Source organism: Clostridium sp. MD294, from assembly GCF_000364165.2.
Classification (GTDB): Bacteria; Bacillota; Clostridia; order Lachnospirales; family Anaerotignaceae; genus Coprocola.
The window spans coordinates 262633-277257 of record NZ_CP097810.1 but is presented as its reverse complement, the minus strand read 5'-3'; the positions used below and the strand labels follow the sequence as shown (position 1 = coordinate 277257).

15 protein-coding genes are annotated in these 14625 nt (G+C 28.4%); 7 read left to right on the top strand and 8 right to left on the bottom strand.

The window, feature by feature from the left end:
- The first annotated feature begins 40 nt into the window (after window positions 1-40).
- Together C820_RS01345 and C820_RS01340 are read left to right on the top strand one after the other, a co-directional pair.
- Complete coding sequence (locus C820_RS01345; RefSeq protein WP_004036011.1) at window positions 41-1660, top strand: ABC-F family ATP-binding cassette domain-containing protein; 1620 nt, start codon at window positions 41-43, stop codon at window positions 1658-1660.
- Window positions 1661-1711: 51 nt separating this feature from the next.
- Window positions 1712-2287: a nitroreductase family protein gene (locus C820_RS01340; protein WP_004036012.1), complete on the top strand. Its 576-nt coding sequence runs from the start codon at window positions 1712-1714 to the stop codon at window positions 2285-2287.
- A gap of 58 nt (window positions 2288-2345) precedes the next feature.
- On the opposite strand, the gene C820_RS01335 is transcribed toward C820_RS01340, so the two are convergent.
- From C820_RS01335 to C820_RS01310, 6 genes are all read right to left on the bottom strand, one after another.
- Window positions 2346-2585 (bottom strand): DUF6809 family protein, encoded by a 240-nt coding sequence (locus C820_RS01335; RefSeq protein ID WP_004036014.1) that lies wholly within the window; start codon window positions 2583-2585, stop codon window positions 2346-2348.
- A 59-nt stretch (window positions 2586-2644) separates the two neighbouring features.
- Window positions 2645-2827 (bottom strand): hypothetical protein, encoded by a 183-nt coding sequence (locus tag C820_RS01330; protein WP_004036015.1) that lies wholly within the window; start codon window positions 2825-2827, stop codon window positions 2645-2647.
- Between the two features lie 550 nt (window positions 2828-3377).
- Window positions 3378-5048, bottom strand: a complete 1671-nt coding sequence (locus C820_RS01325; RefSeq protein ID WP_004036016.1) for a glutamine--tRNA ligase/YqeY domain fusion protein — start codon at window positions 5046-5048, stop codon at window positions 3378-3380.
- A gap of 121 nt (window positions 5049-5169) precedes the next feature.
- The gene (locus C820_RS01320) at window positions 5170-6222 is read right to left on the bottom strand and encodes an SGNH/GDSL hydrolase family protein (RefSeq protein ID WP_004036017.1); all 1053 of its coding nucleotides are present in this window, start codon (window positions 6220-6222) and stop codon (window positions 5170-5172) included.
- A 39-nt stretch (window positions 6223-6261) separates the two neighbouring features.
- Window positions 6262-7797 (bottom strand): MBOAT family O-acyltransferase, encoded by a 1536-nt coding sequence (locus C820_RS01315; protein ID WP_004036018.1) that lies wholly within the window; start codon window positions 7795-7797, stop codon window positions 6262-6264.
- 9 nt (window positions 7798-7806) lie between these two features.
- Window positions 7807-8595 (bottom strand): hypothetical protein, encoded by a 789-nt coding sequence (locus tag C820_RS01310; protein ID WP_004036019.1) that lies wholly within the window; start codon window positions 8593-8595, stop codon window positions 7807-7809.
- A gap of 155 nt (window positions 8596-8750) precedes the next feature.
- Here C820_RS01310 and C820_RS01305 point away from each other — a divergent pair, with 155 nt between their 5' ends.
- The 4 genes from C820_RS01305 to C820_RS01290 all read left to right on the top strand — a co-directional run bounded on the left by C820_RS01305 (window position 8751) and on the right by C820_RS01290 (window position 12759).
- Window positions 8751-9218: a DUF5721 family protein gene (locus tag C820_RS01305; protein WP_004036020.1), complete on the top strand. Its 468-nt coding sequence runs from the start codon at window positions 8751-8753 to the stop codon at window positions 9216-9218.
- 147 nt (window positions 9219-9365) lie between these two features.
- Window positions 9366-11369: a molecular chaperone HtpG gene (gene htpG / locus C820_RS01300; protein ID WP_004036026.1), complete on the top strand. Its 2004-nt coding sequence runs from the start codon at window positions 9366-9368 to the stop codon at window positions 11367-11369.
- A 99-nt stretch (window positions 11370-11468) separates the two neighbouring features.
- On the top strand, window positions 11469-12146 hold the full coding sequence (locus C820_RS01295; protein WP_004036028.1) for a phosphoribosylaminoimidazolesuccinocarboxamide synthase: 678 nt from the start codon (window positions 11469-11471) through the stop codon (window positions 12144-12146).
- Between the two features lie 4 nt (window positions 12147-12150).
- Window positions 12151-12759 (top strand): hypothetical protein, encoded by a 609-nt coding sequence (locus C820_RS01290; RefSeq protein ID WP_004036030.1) that lies wholly within the window; start codon window positions 12151-12153, stop codon window positions 12757-12759.
- 259 nt (window positions 12760-13018) lie between these two features.
- Here C820_RS01290 and C820_RS01285 read toward each other — a convergent pair whose 3' ends face one another.
- On the bottom strand, window positions 13019-13261 hold the full coding sequence (locus C820_RS01285; protein WP_004036032.1) for a helix-turn-helix domain-containing protein: 243 nt from the start codon (window positions 13259-13261) through the stop codon (window positions 13019-13021).
- A 242-nt stretch (window positions 13262-13503) separates the two neighbouring features.
- Between C820_RS01285 and C820_RS01280 the strand changes: the two genes are divergently transcribed.
- On the top strand, window positions 13504-13641 hold the full coding sequence (locus C820_RS01280; RefSeq protein WP_156801413.1) for a hypothetical protein: 138 nt from the start codon (window positions 13504-13506) through the stop codon (window positions 13639-13641).
- Window positions 13642-13928: 287 nt separating this feature from the next.
- Here C820_RS01280 and C820_RS01275 read toward each other — a convergent pair whose 3' ends face one another.
- The gene (locus tag C820_RS01275; protein WP_004036040.1) at window positions 13929-14621 is read right to left on the bottom strand and encodes a 2-phosphosulfolactate phosphatase; all 693 of its coding nucleotides are present in this window, start codon (window positions 14619-14621) and stop codon (window positions 13929-13931) included.
- Window positions 14622-14625 lie beyond the last annotated feature (4 nt).

Below are 14625 nucleotides of genomic sequence, written 5' to 3'. Positions count from 1 at the left end.
CGAAAAGAAATATAAATTGTAAAATAAAAAGGAGAATATTATGATAAGTGCACAAGAAGTTACATTACAATATGGAGGAAGGGTACTTTTTAAAGATGTCAATGTAAATTTTACAAAAGGGAACTGTTATGGCTTAATTGGTGCAAACGGTACAGGAAAATCCACATTTTTAAAAGTATTATCTGGAGATATTGAGCCAAATAGTGGTTCTATATTTGTAACACCAGGAGAAAGAATGGCTGTTTTAAAACAAGACCACTTTATGTTTGATGAATTTGAAGTAGTCAAAACAGTATTATATGGACATAAAAGATTGTATGAAATTATGGAAGAAAAAGAGAAACTGTATGCGAAAGAAAATTTTAGTGATGAAGACGGCATTAAAGTTTCAGAATTAGAAGCAGAATTTGCAGAATTAGATGGTTGGACAGCAGAATCTGATGCAGAAATATTGTTGAATGGTTTAGGTATTACAAATGAATTACATTATGTCAAAATGAAAGAATTGACAGGTAATCAAAAAGTAAAAGTGCTTTTAGCACAGGCATTATTTGGAAATCCTGATATATTGCTTTTGGACGAGCCTACAAACCACTTAGATATTGCTTCTATAAAATGGCTGGAAGATTTTTTAATGAATTTTGAAAATACTGTTGTAGTAGTGTCACATGACAGACATTTTTTAAATAAAATTTGTACACATATTGCAGATATTGACTATGGAAAAATTACAATGTATGTAGGTAATTATGATTTTTGGTATGGCTATACACAAATGACACAAAAGCAACTGAAAGACCAAAACAAAAGAACAGAACAAAAAATGAAAGAATTGCAGGAATTTATACAAAGATTTAGTGCGAATGCTTCTAAATCAAAACAAGCGACTTCTCGTAAAAAATTATTAGACAATTTACAAATGGATACCATAAAACCATCTTCTAGACGTTATCCTTTTGCTAGTTTTAAACAAGATAGAGAAGTTGGAAATGATTTACTAGAAGTTAATGGAATTTCAAAAACGATTGATGGTAAAAAGGTATTAAATAATGTAAGTTTTTTGATTTCACCAAATGATAAAGTTGCTTTTGTAGGAACAGATGAGATTGCTAGAACAACATTATTTCAGATATTGATGGGAGAATTAGAACCAGATGAGGGCAGTTTTAAATGGGGAGTTACCACATCTACAGCATATTTCCCAAAAGATAATTCAAAATATTTTGATGAATGCGAAGATACATTAATTGACTGGCTTCGTCCTTATGCAAAAGAAGGAGAACAATATGATGCTGATATTAGGGGCTGGTTGGGTAGAATGTTGTTTTCAGGAGAAGAAGCACTCAAAAAGGCAAAAGTGCTTTCTGGAGGCGAAAAAGTGCGTTGTATGCTTTGTAAAATGATGATTTCTGGTGCGAATGTGTTAGTGTTAGATGAGCCTACAAACCATTTAGATTTGGAAGCAATTACAGCATTAAATGAGGGATTGATAGACTATAAGGGTACATTGCTTTTTGATTCTCATGATCATCAGTTTGTACATACCATAGCCAATAGAATAATAGAAATATTGCCTAATGGTATTATTGATAGAAGAGAAACATATGATGAGTATTTAGAAAATGAAGATGTTAGTATGATGAGAGAAAAACTTAGTTAATGTTATGGCATAGCATTTTTTAATGAATATAAAAATAAAGGAGTAATGTGTATGGAAACAAAAGATGCAATTTATGGAAGAAGAAGTGTAAGAAAGTATACTGATAAACCAGTATCTGATGAGGACTTAATGGAAGTGATAAATGCAGGACTTATGGCACCATCAGGCATTAATTTGCAACCTTGGTATTTTGTAGTAGTAAAAAGTGAAGAAAAATTAAAAGAATTGGCACAAATTACAGGACAGGTGTTTGGAAAATTTAAACCTGTTTTGGATAACCGTTTTTCAAAAAATCCAGAAGCAATAGAAGAAACAAAAGAGTTTTTGAATAGTATGGGTGGTGCAAAAGTTTGCATATTAGTATTTCTTTTAAAAGATAATTATGAAGATTTTACAACAGTAGTAGAAGGCACTTCTGCCGCAATACAGAATATGTGTCTTATGGCATATGATAAAGGCTTAGCAACTTGCTGGCTGACAGCAGCATTAAGAGTAGGCATAGGAGAAGAACTCCGCCAAAAATTTGCACCAGATAAGGGGCAGTATTTGGCAATGCTTACTCTAGGATATCCTGCAATTTCTCCTAAAATGCCACCAAGACGAGATGGAAGATATATCATTATATAAAAACAGTCAAAGACATTGCGAGAATTTATTGCAATGTCTTTGTTACAATGTAGTACATTTAAAAACATTCTTTTAACATTTGCACAGCATATCGAAAACCTCTTATAAAACTTTGCTTTTGCATAATATATTGTGTATCAGATATTAAATCAAATAAAGTTACAATATTTGTTTCATCTAAAGAAGTTTGATTATGTAGCATTGTGTCAATTTTAGCCATTGTTTCATGTAATTCTTTATAAGTTGTAGAGCTTTTGTTTTCATCTGATAAATTATCATATATATGTTCTAATATCATAAAAAAACCCCCCCTATTATAAATTTTATATTTTAAAAAAGTCACAAAATGTTATAATTTTATTCTTTTTTAATTACTTCATTGTAAACCGTTTCTACACCTTTTTCTATCACTTCTGTTCTAGAAATGTGAAGAGAATTAGAACATTGTTTTAATTGATAGGCTGTTTTTTCGCTAATTCTTAATTGTAAACTAATATTTTTAGGTGTTTCTCCTTTTAATGGTCTGCCTATTTTAGGCACTGCTATCACCTCTCTTTTGCGATGGCAAAATTATAATATATTTTTGTGAAAAAGTCAATTATTTTTTCACAATTTATAAAAATATACATTTATTTGTCACAATAAAAAGAGTTGTGGAAAATAAAGGTAGTGATTTAAAAATGTTATGTTAACAGTTATAAAACGTATGGAAAGCCATTTATAAAACTTTACTTTTGTAGATTACATTATGTTGTGTGATTTTATTAAATAAAATCATAATATTTGTTTTATTTAATAAAAATTTTAGATATAAAATATTATTGATTTTTAAATTTTTTTATACTTTAACAAACTATTTTGATATTCTAAAAAATATCATATAGTTGTTTTAATGCCATGAAAAAATCTGTATTTAATGAAATTGGTATTTGCTGAAAGAAACATTGTAGTATATAATATTTTTCCTATTTTAGCCACATTATCACATTATTTGATAGTGTAGAATGTCGTAATATATGTGTATACAAAAATAATGTATATTTCTAAAAAAATAAAGCACTTACTTTATATTGTAAGTGCTTTGTTTATATTATTTTAATTTAAAAGAGCTTTTTAGTGATACAATGCGATTAAATACCATATGATCTTTTGTAGTATTTTTGGTATCTACACAAAAATAACCATTTCTCATAAATTGAAATTTGTCGCCTGGTTTTGCTTCTGCAATAGAATGTTCTACATAACAATTTTCTATAATTTCTAGTGAATTAGGGTTCATAATCATTTCGCCGTATTCGCTATCTGGATTATCTAACATCATATAGTCATACAACCTTGCTGTTGTTTGAATACAATGGTCAGCACTTACCCAATGTAATGTACCTTTTACTTTTCTGCCAGTGAAGCCACTGCCGCTTTTTGTTTCAGGGTCATAAGTACAATGTACTTCTGTAATATTACCGTTTTCATCTTTTATAACATCAGTACAAGTTACAAAATAAGCACCTTTTAAACGTACTTCTTTTCCTGGTGCTAATCTGAAAAACTTTTTGACAGGTTCTTCCATAAAGTCCTCTTGCTCAATATAAAGTGTTTTGGTAAAGGGAACTTGTCTTGTACCAAGTGCTTCATTTTCTGGATTGTTTTCTATATCCATCAATTCAATTTGTCCTTCTGGATAATTTGTGATTACTAATTTTAATGGGTGGAGTATTGCCATAACAACTTTTGATTTTGATTTTAAATCATCTCTAATACAATATTCTAGCAAACCACTATCTACAACACTATTTGCTTTTGAAACACCTATTCTTTCACAAAAATCTCTTATAGCTTCTGGAGTAAATCCTCTACGACGTAAGCCAGATATAGTTGGCATACGAGGGTCGTCCCAACCGTCAACAAGCCCTTCTTCTACTAATGCTCTCAATTTTCTTTTACTCATAACAGTGTTTGTTAATCCTAGCCTTGCAAATTCAATTTGTCTAGGAGGATTTGTAGTATATCCTGCTTCTTTTACTACCCAGTCATAAAGAGGTCTGTGGTCTTCAAATTCCATAGTACAAATAGAATGTGTAATGCCTTCAATAGCATCTTCTAATGGGTGAGCAAAGTCATACATAGGATAAATGCACCATTCATCTCCTGTAGTATGATGTGTTGCGTGAGCAATTCTATATAATACAGGGTCCCTCATGTTAATGTTAGGAGAAGACATATCAATTTTTGCTCTTAATGTTTTAGCACCATCTGGAAATTCTCCTGCTCTCATTCTTTGGAATAAATCTAAATTTTCCTCTACGCTTCTATTACGATAAGGACTTTCCTTTCCAGGTGAATTTAGTGTTCCTCTATATTGTCTAATTTCTTCTGCATTTAAGTCACATACAAAAGCTTTGCCTTCTTTGATAAGTTTTAAAGCAACTTCATAATATTTTTCAAAATAGCTAGAAGCAAAATATAATCTGTCTTCCCAATCAAATCCTAGCCATTTTACATCTTCTTTAATAGAGTCAATATATTCTGTATCTTCTTTGGTAGGGTTTGTATCATCAAAACGTAAATTGCACTTTCCACCATAAAGTTGTGCTAAACCAAAATTTAAACAAATAGATTTTGCGTGGCCAATATGAAGATAACCATTCGGTTCTGGTGGGAAACGTGTGTGTATTTTATTTAATTTTCCTTCTAAATCTTCTTGAATATAATTATGTATAAAATTTCCTGTGCTACTCAAACTATTTTCTTTTTTTTCTTCCATAAAAAATTACCTCCCGTGTTTTTATCAATTCAATGTGTTATGATTATCATACCCATTTATTTCCATTTTAAACACAAATTTTATATTTTATTATAATATAGCATTTTGTATAAAACAATACTCAATGTCTATATTTGTTGAAAAATAGTGTATTTTCTGTTAACCAATTTCTGAAATGTTTATCTACAATTTGTACACCACTATCATTTAAGTGAGCATCATCTCTGAAGTTGTCGTTTGTGAGCATTGAAGTCTGTTGATTGACAATATTGTAGTCAATGTAGTTTGCACCGACTTGTTTTGCTAATGCTGCTAATTTAGCATGAATATTATCATAATTTTTGATATAATCCATAGAAACTAGTGCGATAGGTGCTGTAACTAAAACTAATTCACTCCCTTTTTGTTTACATAATTCTGCAATTTTTTTAACATAACCTGATTGTGTATCGTCCATTTGCCAATGTTTACCATCTAAGCCTTTAAATTGATTTGTTTGGTCATATTCTCCTGGTAACATACCCATATTACAGTATACGTAACCTTTTGAACGATAATATTCTTCACCTTTTTGATATTCTACTTTTTTCTTTTGTAAACCATATTTTTGTTCTATATTTTTGGTCATTTCATTTGCTTCATAAGCAAAAAAATCTTGCTGAAATCTCATAGGTAATAAATAATATTTTATTTTTTCTGCTAAAGGAAATACATTTTTGATATAGTCTTTTTTTAATGCTTCATTTTGAAGTACTTCAAAAAAAGAATTTGCTTGTTTCATTTCAAAAGTATCGTCTAAAACGTCCCAATAAATTTCTAATACTACTACATCAGGTGTTTGTGTATTGTAAATTTCCTGTAATTCATAATAGCTTGTATCTAAATGCTGTAAGGGTGTACCCATTTGATAGCTAGATATATTAAAATAACTATCAAAATTTTCAGGGTCAAATGTACAATAGGAGTGAGAAGAACCTATAAATACCATATTTAGACTATTGTGAGGTAAAGCATAAAAATCTTCAAAACGTTTTTGTGTAAAGGCATTTATAATGTTGTGGCTTGCAGCCTTTTGATAGAGAAATCCTATTTGCTGAAATATTATGATAACACATAAGGCATATAATAATATACCTGTGAAAAATCTAAAATTGGAAATAACTCTTTTTTTCATGTATAAACTCCTTTGTTAATTAAGACTTTTTTTATATTGCTAAAATTGAAAATAAATAAATTCTCCTGAATTATAAAATACACCTGTGGAAAGTATCCAAACAGTTAGAAATATATAAAAAGCCAAACGTAAAATACAATTTGTTTTTTCTATACCAACAATTACAAAATCTTTTGCTGTAAACACTTCTAACAAAATCAAAAATAGTATAGATAATATTACAATAGTTAATTCGAACAAATTAATACCCATACTTGTAATAATTTCATAAATATATTGTGCATTTGTCCATTGTTGTATGTTATCAAAAATATGTTGGAATATATAAATAGCATCTGAAATTGTATTTGCTCGGAATATAATTAAGCTGGCACAAAAAAGCAGAAATGTAAAAACAATACTAAAAAAGTTCCAAATAATGTTATTATTCAAATGCAATAATTTTTTAATATGTTTTCTAATATTTTCTGTTAGTATGCCTATAACTAAATAGATACCGTGCATAGCACCCCATAATGCAAATGTCCAGTTTGCTCCATGCCATATACCGCTTACAAAAAATGTAATAAATAAATTGAAACATTTTCGCAATTTTCCTTTTCTATTACCACCTAAAGGAATATAAATATAATCCATAAACCAAGTAGATAATGAAATATGCCATCTCCTCCAAAGTTCTTTTATACTTTTAGATAAATAAGGTTTTTCAAAATTGTGCATTAAATCAAAACCTAATACTTTAGCACTACCAAAAGCAATATCAGAATATCCGCTAAAATCACAATATATTTGAAATGCAAATAATATTGTAGCAAATACAAAATAAAAACCACTATAACTTTGTGCTGCATTATATATTGTGTTTACAGCAGTGGAAACTCTGTCAGCAATAACAATTTTTTTAAAAAATCCCCATAACATCCATTTTAATCCTAATAATACATTTTCTTTTTGAAAGCTATGTTTTTTGTAAAATTGAGGTAGTAAGTTGCGACTTCTTTCAATAGGCCCTGCTACAAGCTGTGGGAAAAATGTAATAAAAAGAGAAAATATACCATAATGTCTTATAGGTTTGATTTGCTTTCTGTAGACATCTATGCTATATGCTGTAGCTTGGAAAGTATAAAATGAAATTCCCATAGGTAGTATAATGTCAAAATTCTTTGCAGGATAATGCTCTAAAAAAAATTGTGATTTTAAAATTGCCGCCTCTGTACCTAAATCTCTGTAATACCACAGTATTGCTTTAGAAATAATATTCATAAAACTTTCATTTAAAAATACAGCATATTTAAATAAAAAAAGTAAACCAAAATTAATAAAGAGTGTGATAAATAGATACCTTTTTCTTTTGATAGCGTTTTTTTGATTATACATAGCTATAGAAAAAATATAATTTATAAATGTAGAAAATACAATAAGTAATATAAATATCAATTCTTTTGGTCGCCAGCAAATATAAAAATAGTAGCTTGCAATCAAAAGAAGTACCCAGCGAAATCTATGTGGTGAAAGATAATATAGTACCACAACAATAATAAAAAATAATATAAAATGAAAAGAGTTAAATAACATATGACACCTCTATTGTTTCAATGAATTCAGTATATTTTGTGCTTCTTTTTTTAGATAAGGCATATTTGTTTCAGAAAGTACAGATTGAAGTATTTGCTGTGATGATATAATTTCTCCATCTGCAATTTTTTCTCTAGCCCATATTACTTCAACAGCCTGTTTTTGTAATGGTTTTGCATTTTTATCATTTATAACATTTTCTAAATAAGTAAAAGCTTGTTGTCTTTTGTTTTGAGCAAAATACCATAAGGCAAATGTTTCAGAAAAACTGTTTTTTAAATAAGGGTATTGTAATCCTTTTTGTAGTAAATTTTGATGTAATTCCATAATCACACAAGCTTTTTTGATTTCACCAGACCAAAAATAATTTAGAGCAATGTTGTGATAAAGTAGCATTTGCCCCATTTTGTTAATAGCATGAACATCAATCTGTTCTAGATAATGATTTGATTTTTTAAATTCTCCTTTTACAGTATAGCCTGTAGATAAATTGATAGTAAGTATTGATTTTAAATAATCATTATCAGTATTTTCTAAAAGTTGCGTCATACCTGTAATATATTGTTGTATATTACCCTTGTACATTTGCTGTAATAATAGTTCCATTTTATGATTAAGTAAATTTCGTTTTCTTATTTGATAAGGTATTACTATCATAATAAATACAATATAAGAAATAAATAATGTTGTAAATAATGTATTTTTAGATAAATGAAATATTTTTCCTATTATAAACATCAATATGCCTAATAATATGCCAAAAAAGAATATTCTAGCAATTGTATTTTTTAAATTCATAGATGCCTCCAAATTTAGATATATGTTAAAGACTATTTTACCACAGACCTACTTTTCATACAAACTGAAAATAATAATATTTGTTTTTGATTGTAATATTTTGTAATTCATTGTAAAATAAAATTTATTAAAAAATGTAGAAAGGGCAAAATAATATGATAGCGTTACTAATACATGATACAAAAGAGTTTATGAATTTGTTGTTAAAGCAAAAAAGTTTTGATGATTTTTATATGAGGCAGATAGATATTACTACATTTACACTTTTTCAAATTGATGGTAAAAGAAATAAACAATATTATTCTTTAGCAGAGCAAGAACTAATCAAAGATAACTATTGTTTTTGGGAAGAAATAAGACCTTATGCTTTTCAAATAGTAAAAGGCCAAAAATTGCCTAAAAGTATTAAAATTGTGTTTTCTCTACCTAAAAATAAAGCAGATGCTGTAAGCAGTACACCAGCAACATTTTTTTTAAATATAATTTTTGAACAAAATACATTGATGTGTACTACTGGTTGTTCTTTAAAAACGTTTTCCATGGATAAAACAGTAGAATATGATTGGGATAATTGGGTAATAGCATTTTTTCACGAATTAAAAATAGCAGTTACAAAACAGTGATAAAATGAAGAATTTCAAAAAAAATATCAGCACTCGTATGAAGTGAGTGCTAATTTTTTATTGACATTTTTATTTTCAGTGTTAAAATATTTTTTAAAGAGTAAATACAAAAATTATTTTTTTGAAAATACAAGGAGGAAATATAACATGGAAAAAGGCAATCTTTCTATTAACAGTGAGAATTTTTTACCTATTATTAAAAAATGGCTTTATACAGATAAAGACATTTTTATAAGAGAATTAGTTTCAAATGGCTGTGATGCTGTTACAAAATTGAAAAAACTGTGTTCTATGGGAGAAACAGATATTGCAGAAGATGAAAAATTCGAAATCAATGTAACATTAGATGAGCAAGCGAAAACACTTTCTATTACAGATAACGGCATAGGTATGACAGCTGAGGAAATTAAAAAATATATTAATCAAATTGCATTTTCTGGAGCGACAGATTTTTTAAAACAGTTTGAAGAAAAAACTGGAGAAGACAATGAAATTATTGGACACTTTGGCTTAGGATTTTATTCTGCATTTATGGTAGCAGATAAAGTAGAAATTGACACATTGTCTTATCAAAATGGTGCAGAAGCTGCAAAATGGATTTGTACAGGCGGTATTGATTATGAAATGGAAAAGGGTACAAGAACAAAAAGAGGTACTACTATTACATTGTATTTAGGAGAAGATGGTAAGGAATTTTTAGAAGAAAGTACACTATATAGTGCTTTGAAGAAATATTGTTCTTTTATGCCTGTACCAATATTTATACACATTACAAAAGAGGAAGAAGAACAAAAAGAAGAAGAAAAAGCAGAGGAAAACAGCAATGTAATACACGTTTCTCCAGAGGAGGCAGAAAATATTACTTCTGCAGAAGATGCTAAAAAATTGCAACAAGAGCAAAAAAAGGAAGAGCCAAAACCATTAAATGAAACCAATCCTCTTTGGCAAAGACAGCCTAAAGACTGTACAGAAGAAGAATACAAAGCATTTTATCATCAAGTATTTATGGATATGAATGACCCTCTTTTTTGGATACATTTGAATATGGATTATCCTTTCAGACTGAAAGGCATATTGTATTTTCCTAAATTAGTACAACAAATGGATATTACAGATGGCGAAATTAAATTATATTCTAATCAAGTGTATATTGCAGATAATATCAAAGAAGTTGTTCCTGAATTTCTGTTGTTGTTAAAAGGTATTATGGATTGTCCAGATTTGCCTTTGAATGTTTCCAGAAGTGCTTTGCAAAATGATGGTTATGCACAAAAAATGTCAAATTATATTACTAAAAAAGTAGCAGATAAATTAAACCATCTTTTCAAAAATGAAAGAGAGCAATATGAAAGTTTCTGGGACAACATAAGTATATTTATTAAATTTGGCTGTATGAGAGAGGAAAAACTGTATGATAAAATTAAAGATAGCATATTGTTAAAAACAACAGATAATGTTTATGAAACAGTAAGTGAATACTTAGAAAAAAATAAACAAAAACACGAAAATAAAATATTCTTTGTTTCTGATGAAAATCAGCAAGCACAATATATTCGTTTGTTTAAAGAGCAAGGATTAGAGGCAGCAATACTTTCTACTCCTATTGATAAACCATTTGTATCATTTTTGGAATATAAAAATGCTGGTGTAAAAGTACAAAGAATTGATGCAGATATTAGTGACACATTGCAACAAAAAGAAGAACAAAAAGATGAAGAAACGAAAAAAGCAGAACAAACACAAAATGAAGAATTACAAAATCTATTTAGAGGCATATTAAATAGTGAAACACTCAAAGTAAAAGCAGAACCATTAAAAGCAGAAAAAGTTTCTGGTATGATAGTATTGACAGAAGAATCTCGTAGAATGCTTGAAATGAAAGAAGCATATGGAGAAAATGAACAAATGAAAATGCTTTTTGCAACAGCACAACCAGATGAAACATTAGTGTTAAACAGTAATAACAATTTAGTGAAATTAATATGTAAATGGAAAGGTAATGCAGATAAAAAAGAGAATTTGGATTTGATTTGTAAACAAGTATATGATTTGGCATTAATGAGTCATAAATCACTTTCTTCAGAAGAAATGACAGCATTTATTGATAGAAGTAATTTACTTTTAGAAAAATTAGCTTCTTTTGAAGATTAAGAGCATTTAAAACAAAACTTTAGGTTTTTGTATAAAACCTTTACACCTCCTATATTCGATGATATACTACAAATATATCAATTTTAGGAGGTTTTTTTTATGGAAAAAATATATCAAGGCAAAACAAAAGATGTATACAAATTAGATAATGGCAATTTCCAACTTGTATTTAAAGATGATGTGACAGGAGAAAATGGTGTTTTTGACCCAGGTGCGAATACAGTAGGACTTTCTATAGAAGGTATTGGCAAAGAGAATTTAAAAACAAGTGTTTATTTTTTTGAAATATTAAAAAAAGCAGGTATAAAAACACATTATGTTAATGCTGATGTAGATGCTTCTACAATGGAAGTGTTACCAGCAAAAGTATTCGGCAAAGGTTTAGAAATTATTTGTCGCTTTAAAGCAACAGGAAGCTTTATACGTCGCTATGGTAATTACATAGAAGACGGTACACCTTTAGATGCTTATGTAGAAGTAACTTGTAAAGACGATGGTAGAGGTGACCCACTTATTACAAAAGAAGGTTTACAAGCATTAGACATTATGACATCAGCACAGTTTGATGCTATTGTAGCAGAAACAAAACAAATTTGTACTATTATAAAAGATACACTTGTTCAAAAAGAATTAGACCTTTATGATATTAAATTAGAATTTGGCTATTATGGTGATGAAGTTATATTGATTGATGAAATTGCTTCTGGCAACATGAGAGTATATAAAAATGGTAGTATTGTAGACCCTATTGATTTAACAAAAATGATATTGGCATGATACTATGAATGAAAATCAAAAGTATATTTGTAATGTAAAAATAGAAGATATTATTTGGAATAGGCTTACAACGGCATATGTCAGAGCAACAGAATTTCCAAAATATTTCAGTACCATAGAGCATATGGAAAATAAAAAAGAGGTAAAAACAGCACTTGAAGAGATATTGAGAAATATAGAACATCAAAGCACATTGTGGAGAGCAACACCTTTTGCTATGATATTTTTAAAACGTATATTTCAAAAAGCAGTTTTACAAATGGATAAAAACGACATTGCATATGATATAGTAAAAGAACTGTTACGTTTTTTTAAATTAATTGCAGAAATTTTCCATGAAACAGAACAATATGGAGTAGAACAAAATGTTGAGCCTTTACCCTATTTTGTAGATATGCTGAAAGAAAAATATTTATTTCCTGAAGAATGTGATGATGAGGAAGAGGAAGAAACGTTTTGGGAAGAAGATATTGAAAATTGTTCTGATCAATTAGCTTATAGTTTTTACTATTATTCCTATCAGGTACTTTTAAATTGTGGGGAAATACTAGAAAATATCAATGATATTGCTTTAAAGGAACAAGCAAATAAATTGCAAAAATTGTTATATTAATAAATAAAAGCCCTTACTTTGTTGAGGTAAGGGCTTTTAGATATTCAATAAATAATTTTAAATTTTGTTTCTTTGTGAAATCTTTTTTGGTTAGTTCTGCTTTGTTATAATATTCAAAGATATAAAATTATAATTAGATATGTTTGCAATTTCTTCTTCACTTTCAAAAGTTCATTTAAAAAGTATTGAAAGTAATTCTATAATACTAATATAAACATATTTCATATAATGCCTATTATTTAAAAATATTCTTATTCTATTAATCTAATAAATCCTCATATTGAACATTTAAAACTTTTGCCAATGCTTTTAGTTCTATATCTGTAACAAATCTTTTACCATCTTCTATTCTTTGTATTGCGTTTTTATCCACATCTAGTCCAGCAATTTGCAACATATCTGCTAACTTTTTTTGAGAAGTTTTTGTAGCAAGTTGTTTTCTAAAAAATCTTATTTTAGTACCACAAATATTATTTCGTCCATTTGCTTTATTTTTATACATTATCATTTCACCTTTAATTTTAGAAATTAGCATTGTCTTTTTAAAATTATATGATATAATATGAACATAAATGACATTTAGTGAATGTTTTTATTAAGCTAATAGATAATGAAAAATTTAATGAGGGGAAATAATGTGCAAAAAAATTAAAATATAGAAGAAAAAAGAAATTTATAGAACAGGAATTAGAAATACCTTATTTATTTGAAGAAAAGTTCGGACTAAATGAAGTACAATATGAATTGATGTGTTATTTATCTGAGCAGTTAATGGATTTGGAAGGTATACCACCATTTGATGTAAAAAAACATTGGGAAGAATTTCAAAGGGATTATTTACTAAAAGTAGAGAAATTGTTAGAAAAACAAAGTGAAGAATAGTAAAGGAGGCATTTATGAAAATATATGGCATAGAAATGGAAGAAATTTATGAAAAGAAAAAAGTCAGAATTTTCTGTAGAAGAAATGAAACAAATGCTATAACAAATATTAAATAAAACGTATAAAAATACTACAAAGGAACAAAAAAGTTTCAAAGTATTGTTCCTAGAAAGGGAAAAGTACATACTTTTGAAGAATTTGCAGAACTTTATATGCAATGTATGATAGAAAATGATAAAACCTTGTTTTTATAAAACAAGGTCTTACTATATTTACAAGAAAAATTTTTATATTTCTATTTTTTGTATGCTATGAAAGCCTCTTTTATCTGGTATAGCACGTAATACAAAATCAAATTGGTTAGGTGTTGTGGCTAAATAAAAATCTTTTTCAGGGCATTGTATTTGATTTTGGGGATTGAAAAAACGTTCTCCCTCTAAATGACGCAATGCACAAAGCTTTTGTTGTAAAGGGTAATTTTCTCCTAATAAAAGACTTTTGATATATTCTGCACAATACGTATCTTCTTCAGTAGGAGAAAGTGCAGCTTTACCCATACAAACAAGGCTTACTACAGAAGCATTTTGTTGTTTGATATATTTCGAAATAGCAAGGGCATTTACAAAACTTCCTGTCAATATTTCATCAGCATAACAAGCATTTGCAATGCCTTGTGTACCTGCACTTGTAGTATGCACTACTGTTTTGCCTGTAAAATCAATATTCTCAATATTGGCAGGAGAATTGCCATAGTCAAAGCCTTTTAACATAATTTCGTTTCTTTCTCCTGCTAAAATATAGTCAGGATATTGTTTTTTGAGTGCATATGCTATATTTTGTTCTCCTACGGCAAATAATTGCTTAGCACCGTTTGCTATAAAAAAACATTCTGTAGTAAATGCTCTAAATACATCTATTATTACAGCGATGCCCTTTGCTTTTTTTGCTCCTTCTAATTGTTGTAGTATTTGTATTTGCAATGTT